Origin of the sequence: Pseudomonas yangonensis (assembly GCF_009932725.1) — a bacterium.
GTDB classification, from domain to species: Bacteria; Pseudomonadota; Gammaproteobacteria; order Pseudomonadales; family Pseudomonadaceae; genus Aquipseudomonas; species Aquipseudomonas yangonensis.
This window is the reverse complement of record NZ_BLJU01000087.1, coordinates 1-385: the sequence shown is the minus strand read 5'-3', so window position 1 is coordinate 385 and position 385 is coordinate 1. Positions and strand designations below refer to the sequence as shown.

The following is a 385-nucleotide window of genomic DNA, read 5'->3' as shown; positions in this document are numbered from 1 at the left end:
CGATTTCGGCCAGGCGATCTTCCCCCAGACGGGTGTTCCACAGATGGTCGAGGCCGACCAGGGTGGTGGCGGCATCCGAGCTGCCGCCGCCGATACCGCCGCCCATGGGCAGCCGCTTGTCCAGCCAGATATCGGCGCCCAGCGCGGTGCCTGAAGCTTCCTGCAGACGCCTGGCGGCGCGCACGATCAGGTTGCTGTCATGCGGTACGCCTTCGATGGGGGTGTGCAGGTGAATTTCGCCATCCTGGCGCAGGCTGAAGCCGAGCTCGTCGCCGTGGTCGAGAAACTGGAACAGGGTCTGCAGCTCGTGATAGCCATCGGCGCGGCGGCCGAGGATATGCAGCATCAGGTTGAGCTTGGCAGGGGCGGGCAGGGTGAGTTCGGC

The 385-nt window shown here is 66.5% G+C and carries 1 protein-coding gene; it reads right to left on the bottom strand.

Translation table 11 applies throughout. From position 1 onward, the window contains the following. On the bottom strand, positions 1-385 hold a 385-nt coding region (gene ispE, locus GYB81_RS23605), incomplete at both ends, for a 4-(cytidine 5'-diphospho)-2-C-methyl-D-erythritol kinase (RefSeq protein ID WP_161897984.1).